Below are 24,630 nucleotides of genomic sequence, written 5' to 3'. Positions count from 1 at the left end.
AAGTCTCCTTGATTTTGGGCATAAAAAAACCTTCGCTGGAAATCTCCAGGAAGGCCTCTAATGCTTGTTTTACGGGTTGTTTTTACCGTTTAAAGGTAAGATTAAGAGTTGAGGGAATACCAGGTCCAAGGGTCCCTGTCGGGGGCAGAATCCGTGTCGAAATAAATGCCACCACCATGCCGTATCAAATCAACTTGACCGGCAGGCTTCGGGGTCCAATAAACATCGTACTGAACCTGATACAGCCCGAGAACATTGATGTCCTTCAGCTCCTGGAAGCTGACATATCCCCATTCAGCCATTTCCAGGTCGCCATTCAAAACGCAGAACCCGAACATGGTATCCACATGGTCATATTCGGCAATAAACCAATGGCTCGACCCGATGTAAAAATGGGCATGGATGATTTTGTCCTGGGTGCTGATGTGGTCTGTTTGATAAAGCCCAGGGATGCTTGCCAGTTGTGCTTCTGTTGGTGTGTTAAACATGATTTGTTCTCCTTCTTAAATGTTAATGAAACGGCTTGTATTGCTCGTTTAACGACCGTTTAAGGTCTTGGATGACACTTGATGCGTCTGTTCTTTTCATCGTACTCAAATCGGCCCCAAATTGCCGAAAACACCTATTATTCAGATGTTCGATGCTGATACAGTTTTGCTGGGCAAGGAGCCGGATATACCAGAACTGCCTTGGTGTGATTAGACGTTCTTTCCAATCGGGGTGCTCTTTGCGGATAAATCTGATGGTTCCCGAGTCCGGTAAATCACCTGATGCCCCTAAGAAACGCTGTAAAGTCTTGGTTTTTGAAATGTGTTCAAGCATAAAATCTCCTTTGCTTCGGGTTAAAATACGAAAGGGCCTGCCCGGAATGGACAAGCCCTTGTTGATGGTTTTTGTGTTGGTTCTTTTTTCCCGCTCAATCACAGGGACAAGGGGAGGGGGATAGTGTGCTGTGTGGATTTTGGTGTTTAGGTGAGGTGCTTGGGTGGGGTGGTACTTGCGATTGCTCTGATGTAGCGAAGCGCTGAAAGATCTATGGATAAAGGGGTGGGGGCTATAATGTATCAAACAGGTAAAGCATCCCTGTTGTTGGTACGGGCTCCCAGAGGCGATAAATCCGTGGATTTGAAATTTGACGGCTATGATGCTTGGGGAAAAGGTCTTATCGATAAAAAGAGGAGAGAGGGATGGGCGATATGGTACTTAGGTTAATTGGTACTGTTATTATGAAATTTTTTATCATTGGCTGTGAAAAAAAAGACATGGTTATGTAAAAAAATTCTTAAAAACTTGATAATACAGTTTTTTCTGTATACCGGTATGGACATTGCTGTTCTTCCCTGCTAATAAAATCCAATCAGTTGTGAAGCAGGGACGGGAAGCCACTAATGTGGTCCTGAACTAGTTGAATATTAATCAAACCATGGAAAAAAAAGGGAGTTGGAATGAAGAGCAAAGTTTTTTTAGTATGCTGTTTTTTGTTATTTTTATTTATTAGTATACCTGAGCACGCAATGTCATATTCTTCTACAGAGATAAGGTTGGCAAAAGGAGAATTTTCCTCAAGCACAGTAGTAGAAATGGAGATTCTGAATTCAGCCTTTGACTGGTCTCATACAGAGGCCGCTTCAAGTCTTGAAGGTATTTATGAGGATGGTGCAAGAACGATAGAAGATCTGACTATATCGGATACTATAACGTATTCCGGAGAAGCAAGTTCATCTTCCACGGCATTAAAAAGCAAGGTGTCGGGCGAAAAGGTTACTGAATATATTGAAGCTACTGATTCGATATCTGGTATCGCAAATGTAGAGGTGTCGGCGTATGCGTATTTCGCGGACGCCCTAACAGTTTCTGGAGCTATTGATTTGAGCTATATTCAGTTCAGCGTTAGTATTGAAGGTTATTTGAGCGACTACAATGCGTATGTTTCGGTGAAAGGTTCTGGTATTGACCTTTGGTTAAGTGGTGCAGATTTGGATGGCGAGACATCTCTTGATATCGATTTAGTATCAGACCTCTTAGAAATTGATAACGGTGAAGTTTACATTTCACTTAGACTGGAAACATATATAGATTTCTGGTTGGGGTATTACGAAGAAGAAGGAACCGCTGTTGAACTAACCGCCGATTTTTTCAATACTGTCACTATTGGTCAGTTTAGTGGTTATAATGATGCTGGAGAGTTAGTCGATTTATCAAGTGTAGTTGGTAGCGATGGCCATGTTTATGATACTTTACGTGTAGAATCCGCCCCTGTTCCAGAACCAACCACATTCCTCCTCTTCGGTCTTGGCATCCTTGGTGTCGCAGGAATGAGCAGAAAGAAAACAGCATAGCTTTATCTCGGTAAAAAACAACATGAAGGTAGGGCTATTCATTTGGCTCTGCCTTTTTTCGTTCTATCGCTTGTCAAAGATACAGGTTTTAATTGGATTTAGCGCCTATAAAAGACAGTGTTTTGACGCTGGCAAGTTCCAGGTGGCACAATCGGCTCTATCGGTGAGAAACAGCCATAACGCCTGTCCTTAAAGTAATTCCGGGATTTTTACGGTATTTTATTACAACTGGTCCGATCGGGGAGATGTGGGCTGTGGGGTGGTGCTGGCACACGCCCACTGGATTTATGAACAGTGCTTACATCGGTTCTTTAATTTTTACGGATTTGTTTGTTATTCGACTGTCGGAAAAAGTTTTAGAAAAAAAATCGTCCATAGTCCACTGTCTTGGCTACGGGTGTTTTGATGTGGCGATGACTGGAAATACCGACGGCTTTTTTTGACGGCTTTTAACGGCTCAAGACGGCTTTCAAGAGCCGGAAACGCCTGTAAAATAGGGTGGAATACGCTCTCCGTCGGCCTTTCACGCCTGCGACAGGGGTTCGAATCCCCTTGGGGACGCCACTTTCACTCTGGTGGAAGAAATCGAAATACCTTTGAGGTGTAATAATGCTTCCAAAGGTGTTTCGATTTTTTTATTTCTTTGTTTTTTGATAGAATGGTATACTCCATTGTCAATTATCGGTGCCCGTTGATAGGTATCCCCAGAAGTTATCATTAATTTGGACTGTTCCGCAGCGTAACGGGTTCGTTCAGCCGATAGGAGCGCTATTTATGAATAAGGGGTTAATCAATTTTAGGATACTCTGTAATTTCAATTAATCAAAATCAATCGAAAGGCTATTTATAAATGAAGGATATTCCATTGATGGAAGAGGAACTACAGCCACGCGGAGACCTGCTTCTTCGAACCCAGACAATGCCGGCAGATACCAACCCCAATGGCGATATTTTTGGGGGCTGGGTCATGTCCCAAATGGATATTGCCGGGAGTATCCTGGCCAAGGAGGCTACGTGTGGACGTGTGGTAACCATTGCCGTGGAAGGTATGAAGTTTATCGAGCCCATTCAGGTGGGAGATATCTTTTGTTGCTATGGTTACGTGGAAAAAATAGGAAATACCTCAATTACAGTGAAGCTTGAAGTGTGGGTCAAACCCATAATTCACACCTGCGGTCTGGGGCGTTATAAAGTCACGGAAGCACGATTTGTGTATGTTGCCATTGATGATAACCATAAGAAAAGGCAAATTCCAAAAAAATAAACCATAAGGATATATTATGAACTTTGAGCAGATTACCAAAAACAGACGGTCCATCAACTTTTTTGACCCTGATAAAGATCTCTCCCCGGAAGTGATCAAAAAAATGGTGGAACTGGCCAGTAATTCGCCTTCCAGCTTTAATCTCCAGCCTTGGAACCTCGTGGTCCTCCGGGACAGGGCGCAGAAGGAAAAGCTCAAAGAACTGGCCTGGAACCAGCCCAAGATTGTTGAAGCCCCGGTGACCATGATTGTGCTGGCAGACAGGGAAGGATGGAAACAGGGCCATCCCGGACTTGAACGGACCTGGCAGGAGATGGTTAAAACCGGTATGCCCGAGACGAAACGCGATTGGTTCCTCAACGCCACACGCTCCTTATACAACTGGAGTACGGATGCCAACCTGGCCTTTGCTGCCAAAAACGCGGCATTCTTTGCCATGAGCCTGATGTATGCAGCTGTAAGTTTAGGCCTTGATTCTCACCCAATGGACGGATTTGACCATGAAGGCGTAAAAAAAGCATTTAATATCCCTGACAGATATTGGATTCCAGTACTGCTTGCCGTGGGATATAAAAAGCCTGGGCTTGTACTTGATCCACCTAAATGGCGTAAGACCTATGAAGAAATTGTCGTTGAATTATAATTAATGGATTTTCATTTCTTTAAAAAATCAACATCGGCGATATATGACGTTGCTGCACCATAAAGACCCCACCCGGAAAGAAAACGTTCTGTCGCCTGGCCGGGTCTCCATGCTCAGTTATGCCCTGTTGCTAAAGTAATTTTTCCTATGCCCAGGAAAATATAATGATCGGTTAAGAAAATTAAGATCGGTTAAGAAAAGCATGTTCGGTTGATAAAGATAGTGAGCGTTAAAGGAAGATTAGATGAAGCAATTTCTGATTGTCGGCTTGGGGAATTTCGGATTTCACCTGGCTACCCATTTATACGGCAAGGGCCACGATGTTATGGCCATAGATAAAAGTCCTGTATTGGTACAATCCATTAAAGACCTGGTCACCCAGGCGGTGATTGCAGATGCCACGGATGGGGCCGCCCTCAAGGAGCTTGGCGTCAAAAATGTGGACACTGCCGTATTCTGCTCGGATCGGAAAAAGGGCTGGACGCACTGAAAACCGCTACCGAAAAATAGCAGACATGGACCTCCCATCGCCAGGGGCGTCATCCCGGCAAGCCGTGTAACCGTCAATTTTATAAGTCTTGTTTAACCGCTTAGTAAAAGGAAATTGTATGGATCAAGACAAATTTGGTAGTAAAGATCACCTGAGGCTATCTAATGTGTCAGCACAGTTCTATAGACTTGAGAACTTGGAAAAACAAGGAATAGGACACATCTCTCGCTTGCCGTTTTCAATTAAGATATTATTGGAGCAGACCCTGCGCAACTTGGATCACTTCCAGGTGAATGAGGATGATATCGTCGCGCTGGCAAATTGGCAGCCTAAACAAAAATCTGAAAAAGAGATCCCTTTTAAACCGGCCCGGGTCATTCTGCAAGACTTAACAGGTGTTCCCGCTTTAGTTGATCTGGCCGCCTTGCGAACATCCATGAGCCAATTAGGGGGTAGTCCTGCTGTTATCAATCCCAAAATACCGGTGGATCTGATTATTGATCACTCCATTCAAGTGGACTCCTTTGGCATGTCAACCTCACTGCAGATCAATATGGAGAAAGAATTTGAACGTAACCGGGAAAGATATGAATTTTTAAAATGGGGACAAAAAAATTTTAAAAATATGAGGATATTCCCTCCCGGCGTGGGCATTGTACATCAGGTGAATCTGGAGTCTTTGGCCAATGTCGTGCAAATGAGAGATAACATCTGTTTTTCTGATACAGTGGTTGGAACCGATTCACACACGCCCATGGTGAACAGTTTAGGTGTGTTAGGCTGGGGAGTCGGTGGAATTGAAGCTGAATCCGTCATGTTGGGACAACCCATTTATATGCAAATCCCCCAGGTTGTAGGATTCAAACTCACCGGAAAAATGAGTCCCGGAACGACCGCCACAGATTTGGTTTTTAGAATTGTTCAAATTTTAAGAGACGTGGGGGTGGTGGAAAAATTTGTTGAATTTTATGGTGACGGACTTTCAGGACTTAGTCTTGCGGATAGAGCCACGATCTCCAACATGGCGCCCGAATATGGCGCGACCATGGGGTTCTTTCCCACAGATACAGAGACGTTGCATTATTTAAAAGAAACCGGCAGAAGCCCTGACGTGATTGAAAGAGTCGAGCATTACTGCAAAGCCCAAGGGCTTTTCAGAACTGACGGAATGCCCGCACCTGAATTTTCAGATGAAATTGAACTGGATCTTTCAACCATTGAGCCTTCTCTGGCAGGACCCAAGCGCCCCCAGGATCGCATCGGATTATCGGAGATGAAGCAGGCCTGGGCAAAAACCTTAACGGCGCCTGTTAACCAACGGGGATATGAGTTAAAAGAGACCGAGCTGTCTGCCCAAGCAGAGATACGTCTTTCTACGTCAGAAAAGCCTGTCACCCTGGCCCACGGATCTGTTGTACTTGCGGCCATTACCTCCTGTACCAATACGAGCAATCCATCTGTTATGATCGCTGCCGGGTTGCTGGCCAAAAAAGCCGTTGAAAAGGGACTAAAAACAAAACCCTGGGTCAAAACATCGCTTGCACCGGGGTCAAGAGTTGTCACGGATTACCTGCAGCAGGGAAAACTTGACGGATTTTTAGAGCAACTTGGATTTTTTACGGTGGGATATGGCTGTACAAGCTGTATTGGAAATTCAGGTCCCCTTGCAGAACCTATCAGCAAAGCGATAACAGGCAAAGACCTGGTCGTTGCCTCTGTCCTCTCTGGAAACCGTAATTTTGAAGGCAGAGTCAACCCGCTCACAAAAGCCAACTATCTGGCAAGTCCTCCCCTTGTTGTGGCGTATGCCATAGCCGGAACCATCGATATCAATCTTTTGGAAGATCCCTTGGGAACAGACAGGGATGGGAACCCGGTTTTTCTGAAAGATATTTGGCCGGATACAACCGAAATTGCAGAGGTTGCCTCTCTAATCAAGCCTGATATGTATCTGAAACGGTATAGCAATTTTGAAACGCTCTCTCCGCTTTGGAACGAAATTCCCACCAAGGGTGATGAAGTTTATGCGTGGGATGAATCCTCAACCTATATCAGAAATCCGCCCTTTTTCCTGAACATGAGCAAAGCGTTAAAAACTGTCAGTGATATCGTTGACGCCAAGGTGTTGGTTAAGGTCGGTGACTCGGTCACCACCGACCATATTTCACCTGCCGGAGCCATCGCAAAAAACAGTCCGGCTGCAGCCTATCTACTTGAGCATGAAATCCGGCAGGCGGATTTCAATTCATATGGATCCAGAAGGGGAAATGACCAAGTCATGGTCAGGGGAACCTTTGCCAATATCAGATTAAGGAACCAGCTTGCACCTGGGACAGAAGGCGGTATTACCACCTATCTTCCCACCGGGGAACAGATGTCAATATTCGAAGCTTGCGAAAAATATAAAGTTTCGGAAACCCCTTTGATTGTTTTAGCCGGCAAGGAATATGGAACGGGATCTTCGCGGGACTGGGCAGCCAAGGGAACTTATCTTTTAGGCGTTAAAGCAGTTATTGCGACCAGTTACGAAAGAATTCACAGATCCAATCTGCTGGGGATGGGCGTTTTACCCTTACAGTTTAAAGACGGTAACTCTCCTGATTCCCTGAAGCTGACCGGAAAAGAATCCTATTCCATTTTGGGACTTAGTGATCAAATTAAACCCGGCCAGGAGTTGACACTAAAAGTGGATGACCAGGAAATTCCTGTTTTACTCAGATTGGATACGCCTGTGGAAATTGAGTACTATAAAAATGGGGGGATTTTGCATACCGTGTTACGAAACTTCATGAATTGAAATCTGCTGTGAATGGAATGGAAGGCTTGCCATGCCCAGGTTTTTTAATAAGTTAGAAAAAAAAGCCGGATCTTCGCCGGGTCTGCAGATTGATGCCCGGGCCGCGTCGGGTACCGCATCTGATATTTGTGTGTTAATCTATTCCAAAGATTCGCTTGAAACATACCACCCCCCGGACATTGATGCAGCCCTGCCTTTGATTCAAAAAAATAAGACCGCCTGGATTCAGATGACGGGCATACATGATCATTTTGCCTTTTCAAGGATGGGTGAGCTATTCAATATCCATACCCTGACCCTGGAGGATATGGTTACCCCGTCACACCCTCCGAAGTTTGAGGATTTTGACAACTATTATTATGTCACACTGAAACAACTGGCCTTTGATCCTAAGAAGGATGAGATATCAGAGACTCAGGTCAGTATGGCCGTCATGGAGAACCTGGTTATTTTTGTCCAGGACAGACCTTCCCCCTGCCTTAACGCAGTGGAGAAAAGACTTCATGCGGGAAGGGGAAAATTACGTACGGCCGGTCCTGGTTACCTGGCTTATGCCCTGATTGATGCCGTGGTTGATCAGGCTCTTGATGTCATTGGACAGATTGCGTCGGCCGTGGAATCTGTTGAACGAGACATGCTGGAAGATTTAAATCCCGGTCACCTTGAGCAGATACACCGGTTGAAACGTGAGGTGATATTTTTCAATAAGCAGCTCCGGCCGGTGCGCGGAGCAATTCTTAGTTTGATAAAATCCGAATCCCCGTTTGTTCCGGATACCACCATCCGCTTTTATGCGGATATTTTGGATCATGTCAATCATGTTCTGGATGCGGTTACTTCTCTTCAGGAGCTTTTGTCCAGCATGCTTGATTTTTATATGTCAGCCCAGGGCAACCGTATGAATGAGGTCATGACCATCCTGACCATTATTTCTACTATTTTTATCCCTTTAAGTTTTCTTGCCGGAATTTACGGAATGAATTTTAAATTTATGCCTGAACTTGAGTGGCAGTGGGGCTATTTCGTTTTATTAGGAAGCATGGCGATGATCGGTGGAGCAATGGTTTTTTATTTTAAAAAGAAAGGATGGTTCTGAAAGAATCATGGCAGAAAAAAATTTTGTTCATATGAAAAAACTACACGTTCAATTTATTTTCAAATTTTTTGTGATCCTGTTTGCCGGATTTACTGTTTTCAGTGGATTACCTTCTGCTTTTGCCGAATCAGAGCAGCCCCAGACATCTCAGGTGGTTGATGAACTGGGCACGATACTTGAAAAATCGTTGAAAGCCGAGCTCAGTGACCTTGAAAAGTATAAAACCCGTATGGCCGCCGAAGAGAAGGACCAGATGTACCTGACAGCAGCATATAACGGGTATCGGGTCCAGTTATCCGCTTTCCGGAATTTGCTGCTGTCCGACGATGTTGATATTTCCCAGCTCGAGACAAGCAGGGGTGAACTGAAAACCGTCATGACTGACGTCCAGAAGTTATTTCAGGGACTGATGCCGGGAGAAAAGTCCCTGAAAGAGGAACTTGAACATCTGGAAAATCAGAAATTGCTTGTTGGCAAACAACTTACTGAACTTGCCGGAGTTAAAGAAAACACCGCTTCCGGTGACAAGAAAAAGAACCGGAACATTGAAAAAATAGCAACTCGCCTATCAAAAGTGCTCAAGGAAAAAGAGGCTTTGGTGTCCCGGCTGGATCAGGTATACAAGGGCCGTCTGGAGAAACTGACGGAAATAAATGAAACGTATACATCCCTGGATGCAGAATTTGAAAAAAAGATTGAAGAGAAAAAAGCAAAGGGGTTGTTTGAGCGAACAAAAAAGGACGAGCGGGTTGGTGCGCTTAATGCGCTTCATCAGGAAATTAAAACCCTGATTGAACATATCGTTATCGTTTCTGCGCCCAAGTTCTGGATATCGGAAATTGAAAAATTGTGGCAGGAGGCACAGCTTCTGGCAGTATCCTTTTTCTTTGTCCTGGCGGCTGTGCTTGCCATTCTAAGGCGGCTCAGAAAAGAGGCTTTGGGTTTAAAGAATCTGCCTGTTGTGCAAAAACTGGGTGCCTGGCATCAGATGGCCTCAGATCTGCTGATCATATCCATTATTCCGGCCGGAACTGCGTTGACAATTTTTCTGTACAGTCGTCTGGAACGAATGGTTTTGGTGTCCAAGGTTTTTTGGGCGGCCGCCATGGTGATAATGATTCTGCTTGCGTGCAGATGGATTTGCCGCGCCTTGAAAACGGTTTTTGTCGATGCCGTGGGTGGGAAATCCAATGCCCGGCATCTGATTCGTTTCACCCGGACTGTTGCTGTTTTTGTTCTTGCCTATGGGGTGTTATATGACGTTTTGGGGCAAAGTTCGGGTCTATTGATCCTGCTGCGCGTGACAGGGGCATTGATCATGGTTGTCTGGACTCTGAGAACCTGGCGTGATGTTAATTTTAATACACTGCAGTCTTCGGGGGGAAATCATCAGGATAAAAATCAGCTGATCCGGCTTTTAACCACTAAATATGTGATGCTTCTGATTTCCGGTCTTTCTCTTATGCTGGATATGACCGGTTATGAATTGCTTGCCTCTCACTGGGTCCTTTCCTGGGTTCAAAGTCTTGTGGTTGTTTTCTGGTGGGGGATCTTCTATCATTTGCTCCTGGAATGGGATCTGTATTACAGGGAGCAAAGCCATAGCAGGACCGAAGAGTTTGTTTATGATGACTATCCTGTTCAGTGGCTGATCATCCGGGCAGGTCAGTTCTGCTGGATGGTTACCCTTTCAATTCTTCTGCTGCTGATCTGGTGGGGGGATCCCCAGACCGTGCTGGGTCATCTGTATCAGGTTCTTGCCGTTCCCTTGAGCATCGGCAGTATGCGGTTCAGCTTTTTGGGAGCGATTAGTGCAGGACTTATACTTATTTTTACCTATGCCCTGGTGCGGATATGGAAATGGTTGTTCCAGAAAAAATTCTTAAGCCGGTCCGGTATGGCCCAGGGCATGCAGGAGTCCATCACAACCATCTCCTCTTATATGATTTGGGCCATAGGCCTTCTCATGGCCCTTCATGCTTTTGGGTTGAACACGGCCTCCCTGGCCGTCGCCTTTGGTGCCCTGGGCATTGGTATCGGATTTGGCTTGCAGAATATTTTTAACAATTTTATATCCGGCATCATCCTGCTGTTTGAGCGGCCCATTCAAGTGGGGGATGATGTGGAAATTAACGGCATCTGGGCCAGGGTGAGAAAAATAAATGTTCGCTCCACAATAGTACAGACCTATGACAATGCCTCCCTGATTATCCCAAATGCCGATCTCATCAGCAATCAGTTGACCAACTGGAGTTTCAAGGATAAACGGATCCGTCGCAAAATCAGCGTGGGCGTGGCATACGGATCAGATATCGAACTGGTCAGAACGATTTTATTGCAGATTGCTGTGGACGCTCCCAATGTCCTTCGATATCCGCGGGCAGACGTGATTTTTACGGATTTTGGCGACAGTGCCCTGATATTTGTGCTGCGGCTTTGGACTGATGTGGACCATATGCTGGAGGTGGATACGGATGTCAGATTCAGGATCGATAAAAAGTTCCGGGAAAACAACATAGAGATCAGCTTTCCCCAACGGGATATTCATATCCGTTCCATTAAGGGGGCTGACCGGTTTTTTTCTGCCAAAACACCAGAATCGCAACAGCCGGAGCAGGAGAAAGAGACTGATGATTGAAATTAACCTGAAACAAATTAAAACCACGAAGTTCACGAAGAACACGAAGTATAATACGCTAATATCTTCGTGAACCTCGTGTCCTTCGTGGCAACATATTAAAAAGTTGAAACTGTTAAAAACTCGTGAGTCGTAACTTTGGGAGGCAATATATCGACGTACTCCTTCCCTTAATGTTCCAAATTTGACCGTTCGTTCAGAGGGGAGGCTTCTGGATTTTGTTCTCAAGAAGCCTTGAAATTCACGCCATACAGAATTTTGATATTTTAATGAAATCAGTTGCAGCAAATCAAGAGCAATTGAACCGATCATGACAAATCGTTCATATGCATCAAAGCAGCGTCTGACTTTTCTTTTTTAATCAATGCCCATCCGAGGATTCAAATATTTATTCTTTCTGGGCTTTCTGGAATGGCGCGGCAAACCCTTTGTCCAAAATCGATATCGAAAAACACCCATGACATTTTTGAGCATATCAAACATAGTTTCGATACGGACCCTGGCGCAATAAAGTTCAAGGGCCATAACAGGATCTTGATGCAGGTCACTGCACATCAATACGATAGGACCACGACTGGTAATTGCCAGCACAAAACGGATCAGACCAGCTGTCGGCTTCCAGAGTAAATCCAGGGAAGTGATTGAAATCTCTTCAATTTTCCAATAAATTGTGCATTCGATTTTTGAGAATAGGTGTTGATGATCAAATAGCTCTAATAACCGTACTTTTTAACCATACTCTGGTGGTCTACCCGGGCTTTTTTTTTGAGGTATCTGTGCTTCGAAATAGGCCACACAGTTCTTTTTGGCTCTTATAATCAACGTAATCAGTGGCGATTGATACTGTACAGAGAACACCGAACCGGCCAGTTTGAAGAGATCGGCACTGGGGGAAAAAGCGTCCAGAGCAAGGACGCTGCGGATATTATGCTTCATCGCAAAATTTAGCGCCATTTGAATAATCCTGTTTCCCAGCGTATCTCTGGTTTCCTCAGAGCAGTTCCCATCATTTACGTGAATGAGTCCTTGATGGATTTTAAGAGATAACGGTATACAAAAAGGAGAAGCCATAGATCCAATCAGCATTCCTATGGCCCCCCAGCAATGACCACGGAAATAGGATGGCTTGCTTTGGGTTTCTGAATGTTGATGCCCGAAAGAAATGGATAAATGCATGGTAGCCAGTTGTGTTCAGGCCCCAGAATCGACAAAACGCTCAAGATCCTGCATCATCCCCCACCGGGTTGATTTACCGATCTCCTTTCCAATGCGATTCGTCATCTCGATGAGACACACCTTTTTGCTGCCTGTGGTTGCCATTTCAAAAAGAGCTTCCGCAGTTTCGGCCTTGTTGATCAGCAGAAATTTGATGATTTCCGCCGGCATGGTGCCTTTTTCCGCAAGGAACAATGCGGTTTCAACCCCCACAGCCCCGCCGCCGATCACGGCCACATGTTTGCCGGTTTCCACCTTGTCTTCAAGAACATCCCAGGCTCCTGTCACATGGGGCAGGTCCATGCCGGGGATGGGCGGTTCAAGGGGACGCGCACCTGTGGCAAGGAGCAGGGCATCGGGTTTTTCCTTTGAAATAAGGGCTTCGTCCACCCTGCAGTTCAACATCACGGGGATTTTTTCCACAGCGAGCTGATGTTCAAGGTCATCTGACAATTGGGCAAACTCTTTCCTGCCCGGAGGCGCTGCCGCCAGGTGGAGCTGGCCGCCCAGGCGCCTGGAACGCTCATACAGGACAACATCATGGCCGCGCCGGGCGCAGGTAAGTGCCGCGGTCATACCGGCAACTCCGCCACCAACCAGCATCACTTTTTTTGCTGCGTCAACTTTCCCGGCGTTGTTCCGGAACTCATGGCCGGCCAAAGGATTGCAGAGGCACTCCACATGCTTGAGTTTGAACAGGTTGTCCAAACAGCCCTGGGCACAGGCAATACAATGGACAATCTCCTTTTCTCTGCCTTCACGGGCTTTTTTGGGCAGATCCGGATCTGCGATCAGACTGCGTCCCATGGCAACTATGTCGCAAAAACCGTGATCGATCATCTCCCTTGCGGTTTCAGGGTCATTGATCCTGTGGCTTGCGATTACAGGGACTTCTACAGCGGTCCGGATATCCCGGGCAAGATAGCCAAATGCCCCCCTGGGCACCTGGACCACAATTTGGGGCACCCGGGCTTCATGCCAGCCCACATTGATACACAGGGCATCCACAGGTCCCTGGGAGAGTTGTTTTGCATATTCGATGAGATCGGATCATTGATTGCCGCCCGGCATAAAATCATTGCCGTTCATTTATCATCATGGGCACCAATGTTCCGGGTGTTGCCGGACAGTTCGTCCACCGTGGCATATCCGACGCAGATCATACCCGGTCCGCCCTTGGCCCGCCTTGCGTAAAATTCAACGATTTGATCCGTTACTTCAAATGCCTGTGCCATGCCCAAGTGCATGGGCGGCATGTAGATTCTGTTGGGAATGCTCAATTGATTGATTTTAATGGGGGCAAACAGGGGATCTGTCATTGTGGCTCCTTACATGAAACTATAAACAAGAACGCGAAGGGCCTGCGGCGCAAAGCTTGAACCTGCATTATTGGTGGCTTTAGTTTCATTTTTGTTTTGGGCTTGCACCCCATGTGTGTAATATTGGAAGTTAACCTTTTTGAAGGGGAATATCCCATTTTTTCATGTACTTCCATACAAGGGTCCGACTTTTTCCAAGCTGTCTTGCCACTTCAGCCTTATTCCAGTTGCAGGCATCCAGAAGCAACAATAGACGTTCCCGGGTCAAATGTGTCGGGGAAAAGGATAGCGGGCTTGGGAATGCGGAGCTGCCTGGGGGCGCGGCATAGAATTGATCCTGGCCGCAAACCTCGTCCGGCAGATCCTCTCGGCTTATTTCCCGGGTGCGGCACAGCACAAAGCCATGGGCAATGGCATTTTCCAGCTCCCGCACATTTCCGGGCCAGGGATAGGCCATCAGCGCTTTCATGGCGTCAGGGGTCACATTGCGAATCTCCATGCCTTCGTGCTTGTTCCCCTTTTCAATGAAGCTTCGGACCAGCAAAGGGATATCCTCCAAACGCTGACGCAACGGCGGAAGGCGAATGGGAAACACCTTAAGGCGGTAATACAAATCCTCACGAAACGTACCCTCCCGGGTCAGGGTGTTCAAATCTTTATGGGTGGCAGCAATAATCCGGATGTCAATTTTCTTTTTCCGGGTATCTCCCACCCGTTCAATTTCCCTTTCCTGGAGCACCCGCAGCAGCTTTACCTGCATATATGGCGTCAGTTCACCGATTTCATCAAGAAATATCGTGCCCGTATCTGCCTGTTCAAACCGTCCGATCCGGTCTTTGTGCGCACCGGTGAAAGCGCCTTTGACATGACCGAACAACTCACTTTCCAGCAGGGTCTCGGACAGTGCCGAGCAGTTCACCGTTACCAGGGGACGCTGCCCTCCGGCCGATTCATAGTGGATGGCCCGGGCTACAAGCTCTTTGCCTGTGCCGCTCTCCCCCTGGATCAGGATGGTCGCCCGGCTGTCTGCTGCAGCCCGGATGGCATGGAATACCTTTTCCATGGCTGCTGATTTACCAATAATATTACCTAACGCGTAACGTTTTTTAAGTTCCTGCTTGGCAGACGCTTCCCGGGCCTTGATGGCTTTAATTTCCGTTAAATCGGTCAACGTTTCCACAATGCCCAGCACATTGCCCTTTTCATCCCGAACCAGTCTGGCATTTTTAATCACCGGCACATCATAACCGTCCTTGTGCCGAATAAAGCACTCCTTGGCTTCTGTTTTGCCATGGGCCAGCACCCCGCATTGGGATATATCCGACGGATTCACCTGATCATAACACCGGCTGCATTTTATCAGGCAGCACCGCTGTCCCACGGCCTCTTGGGCGGTATAGCCGCTGATATTTTCCATCGCCTGGTTCCAGGCTGTAATTTTACCGTCCTGATCCAAAGTAAACAACCCTTCAGCCATGGCATCTAAAATGTGGTTTAAGAAATTAAGATTCCTGATCCCGTCGTTATTCACACGTCTCCCGTATATTTAGTGTTTGAACGCAAACGCAAACCTCTGTCGCGTTGCAGAAAAATTCTCATCTATGCACTGTTGCCCAGAACGTTACCAGACACCTGGTAACAATAAGGTAGCGTTACATAACAATCAATCGTTATCTTCAAACGGGTTCTTTTTTTTCTTTTTGTCTGTCACCTGACAGGCATCACGCATTCAGGTGGATACACCCATTTTAGGAAGAATATAGATTTGAAACAGTAGATAAACTGCAACAAAACCGATCACAAACAAAAATTCCATTCGCCATTTCCTTTAAAATAAGAATTAAGCAGGTCTGTTGTCATTTTATAAAAAAATAATCTCAATAGTAAAGACAGCAAGCAATATGCCAAAATAGTTACACGTTTTCAAAACATTATTTATCCGGATCACTATAAAAAATGCAGAACGGCGTGTACAGATGGCATTCGGTGAAACACTTTACAATGCGATACGATCCGAAACGTTTCAGTCATGCCAAATCAGAACTTTTGATAATTTTACGTCTGTGGTATATGCTGCGGGTCGGATGTTATTGAGTGTTTAGTGTCTGACCGAAGATAAAAATATTAAGATATAACGCCTGATGATGGAGGCCATGTGGCAGAAATAAAGGATATTGTACTGATTTACCTGGAAGACGATCCAGTCAGTTTCGCCAGAATTGAAGATATTGTGCCGGACCATAAAAAAGACTGGTTCCAGATCAGGTTACTGATGCTGCAGGTGCCCTTGCAGGTTGTTACCTGGATTTTAAAAGCAGACTACATCAATGGAGAGACCTTTTCCATGAACGGCAAAAGTATGCGGCTGGAAAAGGTGGCGGCCCCGGTCGCGCCTTTTGAACACGACAACTTGTCGGAAACATCTCCTGAAAACGACAAAGATATTGAATCCTCTGAAACCGACAATCCTCCCGAAAAAAATAAGGGCAAAATTATCTCCTTTTCCAAACGCAAAGCTCATAAAAACGGGCAGGAGCCTTAGCTTGGCCGTTCCTGCCGGTATCTTGTCCGCCTCCAGACGTACAGATATACCAGGATGGTATACGCCCTGGTTTCTGGACCAGATTGAGAAGGGGTATTTTTTTGTAACCAATCCGTTTAACAGACAGTCCCGCAGGGTTGATGCAACACCAAAAGAGATCCATACCATTGTTTTTTGGTCCAAAAATTATGGTCCGTTTCTGGATTTAAGCGCCCACAAAATTTTAGCCCAAAAAGGATTTCACCTGTTTTTTAATTTTACCATTAATACCCCTTTAAAAGATCTTGAACCCGGCCTGCCGGATCTTTCAGACCGTCTGGCCCAGGCCCGGCGCATTGCCCGGGATTTAAGTCCCGTACAGCTTGCCTGGCGTTTCGACCCCATCTGTTTTTATGAGAAGGGCGGTCGGATGTTTAACAACCTTGACGCCTTTGAAGATATCGCAGGGAAATTGGCACAGATGGGTATTAAACAATGTATTACCAGTTTTTATGATCCTTATAAAAAGGTGGCCGCAAGAATCAAGCGTATGGCTGAGTCGGGCAGACCCATGCTCAAATTCATAGATCCCGGTATGGATCGCAAAACAAAAATTATCCGCAGTATGGCGCAATCTCTTAAACATCTTGGCATGGACCTTTTTTTATGTTGTGAAAAAGAACTGATGGAGACGGCCGGATTACAGGCATATGCATCCCCTAACGCGTGCATTAATGGGCATCTTTACAAAGCCTTGTTTGGCGGCAATCCCGAAACCCGCGGCGATTATGGTCAGCGGCGAAAAAAGGGATGTCAATGCACAAAATCCTTTGACATCGGTTCATATGAAGACCATCCTTGTTTTCACAACTGCCTTTTCTGTTATGCCAGGACAGGCCTTGATGTTACAGAACCGGCTACCGGTTAACCCGGCGTGTCCCCCCACAAAAAAAATTAAACCCGCAACAGAACATGAAAATAAAAGATTTAGAAATTAATGGAGTTACCTTTCTGGCCCCCCTGGCCGGGATTACCAATCTGCCATTCAGGAAAATGGTAAAGGATTGCGGATGCGCGGTCGTATGCTCGGAGATGATCAGTGCCAAGGGCATATTTTATAACGCAGAGAAAACGATAACCCTGCTTAAGTCACAGGAAAATGAGCGGCCGCTCTCTGTGCAGATTTTCGGTTCAGATCCGGTGTCCATGGGACAGGCTGCAGCGGTTATCAATGATCTTGGCACAGCGGATATCATTGATATCAATTTTGGGTGCAGTGTTAGAAAAGTGATCAAGCAGGGCGCCGGCGTTGCGTTAATGAAAAATCCGGCGCTTGCCCGTAAAATTTTAAAGGCCGTCAGGGATGCCACGCCCCTTCCTTTTACCATAAAAATACGCAGCGGGTGGGATCCCTCCGGGGATCAGGCCGTGACTTTGGCAAAAATCGCCGAAGACCAGGGCGTCGACGCCATTGCCTTTCACCCGAGGACGGCCGTGCAGGGATTCAGGGGAAAGGCGGACTGGCAGCTGATTGCGCGACTTAAACAGGCGGTTCGTATTCCCGTGATCGGTAACGGGGATATCATTACGCCCCAGGACGCAGGAGACATGCTTTCCAGGACCGGCTGTGATGCTGTCATGGTGGGAAGAGCAGCCATGGCCAATCCCTTCATCCTTTCACAGATCGAACAGTATGTGGTCCATGGCTCTTTCAATCTTCCTGAGCCTCGGGACATCTTCAGAAAAATGGAATCGCTGACCCAGGGGTATGTATCTTATTTCGGAGAAATCACGGCATGCAGGATGCTTCGGGGAAGGCTTGCATGGTTTATCCGGGGATTTCCCGGTGCCGCTGCGTTCCGTAAAGAATTATCCACCCTTGCAAGCAGTGCCCATGTCATTGAGATGATCCGGGATTTTGAGGCAGGCCTCAAGGCTTGATATATTCGGCAGATCCCACGGACGAAATCCCGCCGCGTGGGGTGAATTCGCCTGTCACCTTCATGTAAAGGGGCTTTATCACCAAGACCAGATCGTCCAGAATTTTATTCACCACATGCTCATAAAACATCCCGACGTTCCTGTACTGCATCAGATAATATTTAAGCGATTTTAACTCCACCAGATGGGCATCCGGACGATACTCGATAATGATGGTTCCGTTATCGGGCAAACCTGTCATGGGGCAGACCGACGTGTATTCGGGCTGGGTGATTTTAATATCAATGCTGCGTTTGGACTTATATGCGTATTCAATCGGTTCCAGCAGATCCGGTGTAATAACATCAGCGGTATCCACCGTAAAAGGGGGCTCATAGTGCTTATTTTTCATCTACAATCTTTCTTTACGATTTTTTTACAATTTTTGCCCGAAAAATAATTTCTTAACGGGTTGCCATTTTTAAAAATTATGTTATCATACACTATTGAAGTATTCAATATGCTTCGAAGCAGACATCTGGTGGCAAGACTCCCCCCCTTTGATAAACAGTTGATAAACAATATCCGGTTGTTCAATATTAGGAAATTGTTAAAATCCTCTTGACAAGCGGCTTGAAAAATTAGATAAAGACGTCTGCGATCTGTCCAAAGAAAAATTAATTATTTTAACTCCTTATTATTGCACGCATTATTTGATTAAGGAGGGCCAAGGTAAATCCCAGAGCCAATAAAATTTATACATGCGGCATAAGGAGAATCAAGGAGAATGAGGTTATTATAATGAACGATTTTTTACAAAGCCTTCGTAACGGCCAGGCCGAAAAGCCGAGAACACCTAAAACAAGAAAAAATTTTGACAATTCGTATTATTCAAACACATCCAGGTTCAATTCATATGGTGGATCCGGCTATCCCAGTAATAATAGACCCCCCCAAATGAAACGCCCTATGCCTCCAGGACTTCCCCAGACTCCCGGTAACCAGATGTCTGAAGAGCCCAATACCCTTCTTTTAGCCGATATCTTGGAGAATATAGGCACCCAGGTTGATATTCTGATTAAAAATCAGGAATATATGATTACGATTCAGGAAAGAACTGCGGACCTGCTCCAGCGCCAGGCTGATGCCATTGAGATCATCATGGATCGCCTGAATTTTTCCCCGGACCAGAAGATGGATATTGCTCCGACATTTGAGCATCATTACACATCGTCTCAGGCCCCGGATGAAGAAGATGTTGACGGCACAGTGGAAGATTTGCTCAAGGCGGAGATTGCCGAGGAAGAACGCCGGAAAGTCTCAGCCCATAACGACAATCAAGATGCCAATATTCTAAAAAGGCGCAGAAAGATTGTTGAATCGCCTTCTCCGGCAGACGCATCATCCGGGGAATCCGTGGAACTGATGCCCAGAGAGGAAATTATGGATATCATCAACACCATGCGGGAACAAGGTGCGACCTATGATCAGGTTGCCAAGCATCTCATTGATCTTGGACAGCCCACCTTTTCCGGTCGTGGGGAATGGCATGCCCAGACCATCCACAGGCTGTGCAGTAACAAATAGCAACAATTAAAATAAAAAGATATAAAAACCGACCGGGATTTATTCCGGTTGGTTTTTTTTATCAGCCCCTATCCGTAACATGTAGTCATCCCACTCCGCCGGCAACATGCGTTGTTTTTGAGTGTTGCATGCCTTGCAGCATGGCACCAGGTTAAATTTCTCCGAGCGCCCTCCCCGGGAAATGGGAATCACATGATCCATGGTCAGCTCTTTGGGAGAGAAACTCTCTCCGCAATAGTGACATATCCCGGACGATCGTTTTCGCTTCCACCACTGGCTGGCCCGAAGTTGCCTGGCCTTTACCCGTTCCTTTTTCAGTGCAGCATCGTCGGGAAAAGAAAAAAACATATCGTCAGCCTTTAATATCCAAACTCGCTGAGGTGACGCTTATTTGAAACCCAATCCCGGGTTACCTTGACAAACAGCTTGAGCAGCACCTTGCTGCCCAGGATCTGTTCAATATCTTTGCGGGCGATTGATCCGATACGCTTGAGCATGCTTCCGTTTTTTCCGATAACGATACCTTTTTGGGAATCACGCACCAGATGAATGCTCGCATGGATGACGATCAGTTTTTTTTCCACTTCAAAGGCATCCACAGTTACAGCGGATGAATAGGGAATTTCCATGCCGGTGAGTCTGAATACCTTTTCCCGGATAATTTCGCTGACCATGTATTTTTCGGAGACATCGGTGAAAGTCTCTTCGGGATAAAGGGGCGGTCCCTGGGGCAGTCGGGATTCCAATTCGTCAAGAAGCAGATCCATCTGGATATTTTCCCTGGCAGAGACAGGTACAATGGTTTCAAACGCGTACATATCCTTGAACGTCGCCACCTGCTCATACACAGCCGCTTTTTTGGCCAGATCAATTTTGTTCAGCGCCAGAATCACAGGTTTACGAACGGTTTCAAACTGCTTTACGATCATTTTTTCCGACGCATAGTTCCGGGATGCCGCATCCACCATAAAAAGAATCAAATCCACATCGTCCATGGCCTGGATGGCCTGGGCAACGATTCTTTGATTGAGCAGGGTTGTGCTTTTGTGAATTCCGGGCGTATCCAGGAACACGATCTGGGAATGGGGACGATTCACAACACCAAGGATCCGGTCCCGGGTGGTCTGGGGTTTTTTGGATGTAATTGAAATTTTTTGACCCAGAACCTGATTGAGCAATGTGGATTTACCCGCGTTGGGCGCGCCGATAATACCCACAAACCCCGAACGGGAGATATTAGACATCTATTCCTCCTCCTGATACCAGTCAATGAGGTTGTGGATTTCATCCCATATGATTTGGCGACCCTGGCGGGTTTTAGCCGAAAAAAGAACGATCCCGTTCCGGTCGCGGTTAAATGCTGTACAGGCTGCATCAAACTGCTTTAGTTGTTTGGTTTTAGACAATTTGTCCGCTTTGGTCAACACCAGAAGACAGGGTATCTGTTTTGTTTCAAGCCATCGGACCATCTCAAGTTCCTCTTTGCCGGGATCCCTGCGGATATCAATGAGCAGAATCAGCCCCAGCAGGTTTTTTCGCGTTCCCATATAGGTTTCCACCATAGGCTGCCATTGTGCTCTAATTTTTTTTGATACCTTGGCATATCCATATCCTGGAAGATCCACCAGGGATAAACCATCGTTAATCAGAAAGAAGTTAATCAGCTGGGTGCATCCCGGCCGGGAGCTTGTTTTGACCATATCCTTGCGGTTAATCAAGGTGTTGATCAAAGAGGATTTTCCCACATTGGATCGGCCCGCAAACGCGATTTCCGGGAAATCGTATTCCGGATACTGGGCGGGCTTTACCGCACTTTTTATAAATTCAACAGCACGAATTTTCATGCATACCTTTTCAAATATTCTTCCAGGCGGTTCATCCCGATTTTAAGATTGTCCAGGGAATTGGCATAGGAGAACCGCAGATACCCTTCACCGTTTGCGCCAAAATCAATGCCCGGAGTAACCCCGATGTGTGCCTTTTCCAGGATATCAAATGCCAGGGTATAGGAATCGGTGGAAATATGTTTGAAATCCACAAAAACATAAAACGCACCGGTGGGCTCTGCCATCATTGAAAGCCCCATCTCTTTTAATCGCCTGATCATAAATTCCCTGCGCTCATTATACGTATCGCGCATGGTTTGGATTTCCTTATCCGCATCGGTCAATGCAGCCACGCCGGCTAACTGCGTAATGGAATTGGCACAGATAAAGAAGTTTTGCTGCAGTACCTGAAGGGCCCGGATAAATTTGGGGGGTGCGATCAGGTAGCCCAGGCGAAGCCCTGTCATGGCAAACAGTTTTGAAAAACCGTTCAGGACAAAGGCCTGGTCGGTAAATTCCAAAATGGAGTGGTCTTTTCCTTCATATGTCAGGCCGTGGTAAATTTCATCGGAAATAATATACAGTCCATGTTCTTTGGCCACCTCAACAATTTCCTTCATCCGGCTCTCGGGGATGACGGTTCCGGTGGGATTGGACGGGGAATTAATGAAAATAGCCTTGGTTTTAGGTGTGATTTTTTCCCTGATGGCTTCGGGTTTATAGACAAAGCCGTCCTGCTCATGCACCTTGACAAAAACAGGTTCACCCTGGACATACCGTATGAAATTGGCATAGCAGGCATAGTGGGGATCTGAAACGATGACCTCGTCACCGGGGTCCAGCAGTGCGCTGAACAGCAGAAGCATGGCCGGCGATGTTCCGTTGGTTACAAGGATTTGACCAGGTTCCACAGTCGTGCCGTAGATGCGTTTGTGATAATCACTGATGGCCCGACGCAGACGAAGGTCTCCTAAACTGTTGGTATAACCGGTTTCGTTTTGCTTCAGGGCTTCAATACAGACCCGGTTGACGCATTCAGGCACATTAAAGTCCGGTTCACCGATCTCCATGTGAATCACGTCAATACCCCGGGCTTCCATCTCATGGATTTTCTCCATCACGTCCATGACAATGAACGGTTTTATCTGTTCACATCTTTTGGCCACACTCATTTTTAGATCACCTTGTTCAATGAGCATTCAATTATACCTTCTGCCCCTGCTTTCAATAATTGGGGCACCAGATCCCGGACCACACTGATTTCAACCACGGTTTCCACGGAAAACCAGTCGGATTGATAGAGGGAGGCCACGGTGGGGGCGTTCAGGCTTGGCAGAAGCTCAACCACAGCAGGTAACTTGGATTCCGGCACATTCATTTTAAGCATCACAAGCTTTTCCGCCACAAGGGCAGCCTGGAGCAACATGGCAATCTGCTCAATCTTTTCCCGCTTTACCGGATCCTTCCAGGCGGTTTTATTGGCAATAAGCTGGGTATTGGTTTTCATCATCTCGTGGATGACCTTTAGATTGTGTGCCCGGATCGTGCTTTCTGTCTCTGTAATCTCCACGATGGCATCAGCCAGGCCGGACACGATTTTGGCTTCAGTGGCCCCCCAGGAAAATTTCACATTCACATTGATGTTACGGGACTGGAAATAGCGTTGTGTAAATTTCACAAGTTCGGTGGAAATGGTTTTGCCTTCCAGGTCTTCAAGATTGTTGATGTCGGAATCTCCGGCCACGGCGACCACCCAGCGGGCCGGACGGGATGAAACCTTTGAATAAACGAGGTCTGCCACCACATGGACATCAGACTCATGTTCCGCCACCCAGTCAAGACCGGTCAGGCCGGCATCAATAACCCCGGATTCCACATTGATCGACATTTCCTGGGCCCGGCACAGGGCGCATTCAATGGTGTCGTCATCAATGTCCGGGAAATAGCTTCGGCCTTCCACATTTATTTTCCATCCCGAACGTCTGAACAGGCTGACAGTCGCATTCTGCAGGCTTCCTTTGGGGATGCCCAGCTTTAATTTTTTATTCATTATTTGTATACCTCTTCCGGATCAAAGACCCGCTGTTCAACTATTTTGAATGCATCGTTATCTAGAACTTTGTAAAAACAGCTCTTATACCCTTTGTGACAGGCTGCACCGCCCACCTGGGTCACCTTGAGAAGCACAGTGTCGTTGTCACAGTCCACCCGGATCTCCCTGACTTTTTGAACGTGTCCCGAGGTTTCCCCCTTTTTCCATAATTTTTTTCTGGACCGGCTGTAATATACGGCATTGCCGCAGGCAAGTGTTTCTTCAAAGGCCTCTTGGTTCATATAGGCCAGCATCAGCACCTCTCCTGTGTCCGCATCTTGGGCAATGGCGGGAATCAGCCCGCCGGTTTTGTCAAAATCAAGTTCCGGCATGACTCTTTTGTCTTCCTTATAATTTTGATTGTTCGATAAATTGAAGTCGGCAAAAGCCGCTTGAAGCCGGTTCATTAAGGCGATCAAGATTTAGAAGCATCTTAATCTTTTACATATTTTATCCGGCCGACCATATCAAAACCTAAATAATTAATGGTTTAAACACAAAATGTCAATTAATAATTGTAATATTCCGCAAAAAAAAAGCCGGCATGACATAAAGTGCGCCCGGGCCGTTATGGTCTATGGGGTTGACCATCTGTGCCGGATGACGCCCTTCAAGCACAGTGGCAACCAAGGCCTGTAACCCCTTGTTGCCAGATGCCTTGAATGTGGGCAGCAGAACCGAATGGCAATAAAACCCGTCTCCCCCTGATGATGAGGTCTTTTTTGTGAAACACAGTGAAAAAGCCTTCACTCAAGATTTCATACGTGTATGTAACATCATCCAAATGCATTGCCAGGCAAGGGAAGGGGCTTCAGAAGACGGGCCCAGCCTTTCTATTGCCATCTTAATTCTAATCTGATAAAAGCAACTATTTTATTAAAAT

The 24,630-nt window shown here is 46.4% G+C and carries 25 protein-coding genes; 11 read left to right on the top strand and 14 right to left on the bottom strand.

What is annotated here, in order from left to right; translation table 11 throughout:
• Window positions 1-101: 101 nt before the first annotated feature.
• Together DESPODRAFT_RS03630 and DESPODRAFT_RS03625 are read right to left on the bottom strand one after the other, a co-directional pair.
• The gene (locus tag DESPODRAFT_RS03630) at window positions 102-488 is read right to left on the bottom strand and encodes a DUF2958 domain-containing protein (protein ID WP_004071408.1); all 387 of its coding nucleotides are present in this window, start codon (window positions 486-488) and stop codon (window positions 102-104) included.
• A 22-nt stretch (window positions 489-510) separates the two neighbouring features.
• The gene (locus tag DESPODRAFT_RS03625) at window positions 511-822 is read right to left on the bottom strand and encodes a hypothetical protein (protein ID WP_004071406.1); all 312 of its coding nucleotides are present in this window, start codon (window positions 820-822) and stop codon (window positions 511-513) included.
• Window positions 823-1,445: 623 nt separating this feature from the next.
• Between DESPODRAFT_RS03625 and DESPODRAFT_RS03620 the strand changes: the two genes are divergently transcribed.
• The 7 genes from DESPODRAFT_RS03620 to DESPODRAFT_RS03590 all read left to right on the top strand — a co-directional run bounded on the left by DESPODRAFT_RS03620 (window position 1,446) and on the right by DESPODRAFT_RS03590 (window position 11,267).
• Window positions 1,446-2,339, top strand: a complete 894-nt coding sequence (locus DESPODRAFT_RS03620; protein ID WP_004071404.1) for a PEP-CTERM sorting domain-containing protein — start codon at window positions 1,446-1,448, stop codon at window positions 2,337-2,339.
• 868 nt (window positions 2,340-3,207) lie between these two features.
• Entirely contained in the window at window positions 3,208-3,603 is a 396-nt protein-coding gene (yciA, locus tag DESPODRAFT_RS03615) for an acyl-CoA thioester hydrolase YciA (protein ID WP_004071402.1), read from the top strand.
• Between the two features lie 16 nt (window positions 3,604-3,619).
• A complete protein-coding gene (locus DESPODRAFT_RS03610; RefSeq protein WP_004071401.1) occupies window positions 3,620-4,246 on the top strand; it encodes a nitroreductase family protein in 627 nt (208 codons plus the stop codon).
• Window positions 4,247-4,490: 244 nt separating this feature from the next.
• Window positions 4,491-4,736, top strand: coding sequence for an NAD-binding protein (locus DESPODRAFT_RS03605; RefSeq protein WP_004071399.1), 246 nt, complete (start codon window positions 4,491-4,493; stop codon window positions 4,734-4,736).
• Window positions 4,737-4,854: 118 nt separating this feature from the next.
• Window positions 4,855-7,533, top strand: coding sequence for an aconitate hydratase AcnA (gene acnA / locus DESPODRAFT_RS03600; protein ID WP_004071397.1), 2,679 nt, complete (start codon window positions 4,855-4,857; stop codon window positions 7,531-7,533).
• 31 nt (window positions 7,534-7,564) lie between these two features.
• Window positions 7,565-8,629 carry a magnesium/cobalt transporter CorA gene (gene corA / locus DESPODRAFT_RS03595; RefSeq protein WP_004071396.1) on the top strand — a complete coding sequence of 355 codons (1,065 nt, stop codon included), beginning with the start codon at window positions 7,565-7,567 and terminating at the stop codon, window positions 8,627-8,629.
• A 7-nt stretch (window positions 8,630-8,636) separates the two neighbouring features.
• A complete protein-coding gene (locus DESPODRAFT_RS03590) occupies window positions 8,637-11,267 on the top strand; it encodes a mechanosensitive ion channel domain-containing protein (RefSeq protein ID WP_004071394.1) in 2,631 nt (876 codons plus the stop codon).
• Window positions 11,268-11,996: 729 nt separating this feature from the next.
• Here the strand turns inward: DESPODRAFT_RS03590 and DESPODRAFT_RS03585 are convergent.
• From DESPODRAFT_RS03585 to DESPODRAFT_RS03575, 4 genes are all read right to left on the bottom strand, one after another.
• Window positions 11,997-12,353: a hypothetical protein gene (locus tag DESPODRAFT_RS03585; protein ID WP_040015826.1), complete on the bottom strand. Its 357-nt coding sequence runs from the start codon at window positions 12,351-12,353 to the stop codon at window positions 11,997-11,999.
• Between the two features lie 105 nt (window positions 12,354-12,458).
• Window positions 12,459-13,490: an FAD-dependent oxidoreductase gene (locus tag DESPODRAFT_RS03580; protein WP_052314661.1), complete on the bottom strand. Its 1,032-nt coding sequence runs from the start codon at window positions 13,488-13,490 to the stop codon at window positions 12,459-12,461.
• Between the two features lie 77 nt (window positions 13,491-13,567).
• Window positions 13,568-13,801 carry an oxidoreductase gene (locus DESPODRAFT_RS20865; RefSeq protein WP_052314660.1) on the bottom strand — a complete coding sequence of 78 codons (234 nt, stop codon included), beginning with the start codon at window positions 13,799-13,801 and terminating at the stop codon, window positions 13,568-13,570.
• Between the two features lie 130 nt (window positions 13,802-13,931).
• Entirely contained in the window at window positions 13,932-15,332 is a 1,401-nt protein-coding gene (locus DESPODRAFT_RS03575) for a sigma-54 interaction domain-containing protein (RefSeq protein WP_004071392.1), read from the bottom strand.
• A gap of 624 nt (window positions 15,333-15,956) precedes the next feature.
• Between DESPODRAFT_RS03575 and DESPODRAFT_RS03570 the strand changes: the two genes are divergently transcribed.
• The 3 genes from DESPODRAFT_RS03570 to dusB are packed head-to-tail and all read left to right on the top strand — an operon-like array spanning window position 15,957 to window position 18,263.
• Window positions 15,957-16,343 carry a hypothetical protein gene (locus DESPODRAFT_RS03570; protein ID WP_004071391.1) on the top strand — a complete coding sequence of 129 codons (387 nt, stop codon included), beginning with the start codon at window positions 15,957-15,959 and terminating at the stop codon, window positions 16,341-16,343.
• A 1-nt stretch (window position 16,344) separates the two neighbouring features.
• Window positions 16,345-17,250, top strand: a complete 906-nt coding sequence (locus tag DESPODRAFT_RS03565; RefSeq protein ID WP_004071389.1) for a DUF1848 domain-containing protein — start codon at window positions 16,345-16,347, stop codon at window positions 17,248-17,250.
• Between the two features lie 44 nt (window positions 17,251-17,294).
• Window positions 17,295-18,263 (top strand): tRNA dihydrouridine synthase DusB, encoded by a 969-nt coding sequence (gene dusB / locus DESPODRAFT_RS03560; RefSeq protein ID WP_004071386.1) that lies wholly within the window; start codon window positions 17,295-17,297, stop codon window positions 18,261-18,263.
• Here dusB and queF read toward each other — a convergent pair.
• A complete protein-coding gene (gene queF, locus DESPODRAFT_RS03555; protein ID WP_004071384.1) occupies window positions 18,253-18,654 on the bottom strand; it encodes a preQ(1) synthase in 402 nt (133 codons plus the stop codon). The genes dusB and queF overlap by 11 nt on opposite strands.
• A gap of 389 nt (window positions 18,655-19,043) precedes the next feature.
• Between queF and DESPODRAFT_RS03550 the strand changes: the two genes are divergently transcribed.
• Window positions 19,044-19,829 carry a hypothetical protein gene (locus DESPODRAFT_RS03550; RefSeq protein WP_004071382.1) on the top strand — a complete coding sequence of 262 codons (786 nt, stop codon included), beginning with the start codon at window positions 19,044-19,046 and terminating at the stop codon, window positions 19,827-19,829.
• Between the two features lie 39 nt (window positions 19,830-19,868).
• On the opposite strand, the gene DESPODRAFT_RS03545 is transcribed toward DESPODRAFT_RS03550, so the two are convergent.
• The 7 genes from DESPODRAFT_RS03545 to DESPODRAFT_RS03515 form a co-directional block, all read right to left on the bottom strand.
• Window positions 19,869-20,177 (bottom strand): HNH endonuclease, encoded by a 309-nt coding sequence (locus tag DESPODRAFT_RS03545; RefSeq protein ID WP_004071380.1) that lies wholly within the window; start codon window positions 20,175-20,177, stop codon window positions 19,869-19,871.
• An 11-nt stretch (window positions 20,178-20,188) separates the two neighbouring features.
• Window positions 20,189-21,073 (bottom strand): GTPase Era, encoded by an 885-nt coding sequence (gene era, locus DESPODRAFT_RS03540; protein ID WP_004071378.1) that lies wholly within the window; start codon window positions 21,071-21,073, stop codon window positions 20,189-20,191.
• A complete protein-coding gene (gene yihA, locus DESPODRAFT_RS03535; RefSeq protein WP_004071376.1) occupies window positions 21,074-21,673 on the bottom strand; it encodes a ribosome biogenesis GTP-binding protein YihA/YsxC in 600 nt (199 codons plus the stop codon).
• Window positions 21,670-22,854 (bottom strand): pyridoxal phosphate-dependent aminotransferase, encoded by a 1,185-nt coding sequence (locus tag DESPODRAFT_RS03530; protein WP_004071374.1) that lies wholly within the window; start codon window positions 22,852-22,854, stop codon window positions 21,670-21,672. Before DESPODRAFT_RS03530 ends, yihA begins: the two co-directional genes overlap by 4 nt.
• Window positions 22,830-23,705, bottom strand: coding sequence for an ATP phosphoribosyltransferase (gene hisG, locus DESPODRAFT_RS03525; protein WP_004071372.1), 876 nt, complete (start codon window positions 23,703-23,705; stop codon window positions 22,830-22,832). The genes DESPODRAFT_RS03530 and hisG overlap by 25 nt, the downstream gene beginning before the upstream one ends.
• Window positions 23,705-24,079, bottom strand: a complete 375-nt coding sequence (gene hisI / locus DESPODRAFT_RS03520) for a phosphoribosyl-AMP cyclohydrolase (RefSeq protein ID WP_040016168.1) — start codon at window positions 24,077-24,079, stop codon at window positions 23,705-23,707. The genes hisG and hisI overlap by 1 nt, the downstream gene beginning before the upstream one ends.
• 172 nt (window positions 24,080-24,251) lie before the next feature.
• Complete coding sequence (locus DESPODRAFT_RS03515) at window positions 24,252-24,497, bottom strand: ABC transporter substrate-binding protein (RefSeq protein WP_040015824.1); 246 nt, start codon at window positions 24,495-24,497, stop codon at window positions 24,252-24,254.
• Between the last annotated feature and the right edge of the window lie 133 nt (window positions 24,498-24,630).

It is taken from the genome of Desulfobacter postgatei 2ac9, from assembly GCF_000233695.2.
Classification (GTDB): domain Bacteria; phylum Desulfobacterota; class Desulfobacteria; order Desulfobacterales; family Desulfobacteraceae; genus Desulfobacter; species Desulfobacter postgatei.
This window is presented reverse-complemented; position numbering and strand designations above follow the sequence as displayed.

What these genes read in the sequence shown, in the direction of transcription:
- hisI (WP_040016168.1), bottom strand. Translation starts at nt 24,079, where the DNA reads ATGCCGGAACTTGATTTTGACAAAACCGGCGGGCTGATTCCCGCCATT.
- acnA (WP_004071397.1), top strand. Translation starts at nt 4,855, where the DNA reads ATGGATCAAGACAAATTTGGTAGTAAAGATCACCTGAGGCTATCTAAT.
- era (WP_004071378.1), bottom strand. Translation starts at nt 21,073, where the DNA reads ATGTCTAATATCTCCCGTTCGGGGTTTGTGGGTATTATCGGCGCGCCC.
- dusB (WP_004071386.1), top strand. Translation starts at nt 17,295, where the DNA reads ATGAAAATAAAAGATTTAGAAATTAATGGAGTTACCTTTCTGGCCCCC.
- DESPODRAFT_RS20865 (WP_052314660.1), bottom strand. Translation starts at nt 13,801, where the DNA reads ATGACAGATCCCCTGTTTGCCCCCATTAAAATCAATCAATTGAGCATT.
- DESPODRAFT_RS03625 (WP_004071406.1), bottom strand. Translation starts at nt 822, where the DNA reads ATGCTTGAACACATTTCAAAAACCAAGACTTTACAGCGTTTCTTAGGG.
- hisG (WP_004071372.1), bottom strand. Translation starts at nt 23,705, where the DNA reads ATGAATAAAAAATTAAAGCTGGGCATCCCCAAAGGAAGCCTGCAGAAT.
- DESPODRAFT_RS03590 (WP_004071394.1), top strand. Translation starts at nt 8,637, where the DNA reads ATGGCAGAAAAAAATTTTGTTCATATGAAAAAACTACACGTTCAATTT.
- yciA (WP_004071402.1), top strand. Translation starts at nt 3,208, where the DNA reads ATGGAAGAGGAACTACAGCCACGCGGAGACCTGCTTCTTCGAACCCAG.
- DESPODRAFT_RS03545 (WP_004071380.1), bottom strand. Translation starts at nt 20,177, where the DNA reads ATGTTTTTTTCTTTTCCCGACGATGCTGCACTGAAAAAGGAACGGGTA.
- DESPODRAFT_RS03620 (WP_004071404.1), top strand. Translation starts at nt 1,446, where the DNA reads ATGAAGAGCAAAGTTTTTTTAGTATGCTGTTTTTTGTTATTTTTATTT.
- yihA (WP_004071376.1), bottom strand. Translation starts at nt 21,673, where the DNA reads ATGAAAATTCGTGCTGTTGAATTTATAAAAAGTGCGGTAAAGCCCGCC.
- DESPODRAFT_RS03550 (WP_004071382.1), top strand. Translation starts at nt 19,044, where the DNA reads ATGAACGATTTTTTACAAAGCCTTCGTAACGGCCAGGCCGAAAAGCCG.
- DESPODRAFT_RS03530 (WP_004071374.1), bottom strand. Translation starts at nt 22,854, where the DNA reads ATGCTCATTGAACAAGGTGATCTAAAAATGAGTGTGGCCAAAAGATGT.
- DESPODRAFT_RS03585 (WP_040015826.1), bottom strand. Translation starts at nt 12,353, where the DNA reads ATGCTGATTGGATCTATGGCTTCTCCTTTTTGTATACCGTTATCTCTT.
- DESPODRAFT_RS03610 (WP_004071401.1), top strand. Translation starts at nt 3,620, where the DNA reads ATGAACTTTGAGCAGATTACCAAAAACAGACGGTCCATCAACTTTTTT.
- queF (WP_004071384.1), bottom strand. Translation starts at nt 18,654, where the DNA reads ATGAAAAATAAGCACTATGAGCCCCCTTTTACGGTGGATACCGCTGAT.
- DESPODRAFT_RS03630 (WP_004071408.1), bottom strand. Translation starts at nt 488, where the DNA reads ATGTTTAACACACCAACAGAAGCACAACTGGCAAGCATCCCTGGGCTT.
- DESPODRAFT_RS03605 (WP_004071399.1), top strand. Translation starts at nt 4,491, where the DNA reads ATGAAGCAATTTCTGATTGTCGGCTTGGGGAATTTCGGATTTCACCTG.
- corA (WP_004071396.1), top strand. Translation starts at nt 7,565, where the DNA reads ATGCCCAGGTTTTTTAATAAGTTAGAAAAAAAAGCCGGATCTTCGCCG.